The 267-nt window shown below is 67.8% G+C and carries 1 protein-coding gene; it reads left to right on the top strand.

What is annotated here, in order from left to right; genetic code table 11:
- Positions 1-22 precede the first annotated feature (22 nt).
- A partial coding sequence (locus ACCD03_RS25545) for a MarR family transcriptional regulator (RefSeq protein ID WP_413413284.1) occupies positions 23-267 on the top strand: 245 nt, incomplete at its 3' end.

The following is a 267-nucleotide window of genomic DNA, read 5'->3' on the forward strand; positions in this document are numbered from 1 at the left end:
GTATAAGAGACAGGTCCTGCAGATGCAGCACGCGCGCGTCCTGCACCACGAGAGCTCCACCCGCGGACTGAACGCCACGGACGCCCGGTTCGTGTTCTTCCTCGCGTCCGCCGACGGCGAGGGCATCACCCCGAAGCAGGCCGGCGAGTACCTCGAGCTGTCCACGGGTGCCATGACGAGCCTGATCGACCGGCTCGAGAAGCGCGACCACATCGAGCGTCGTCCGAACCCCGACGACCGCCGCAGCATCCTCCTCCACCTCACCCC

Origin of the sequence: Ralstonia sp. Ralssp135 (assembly GCF_047304345.1) — a bacterium.
Lineage (GTDB): Bacteria > Pseudomonadota > Gammaproteobacteria > Burkholderiales > Burkholderiaceae > Ralstonia > Ralstonia chuxiongensis.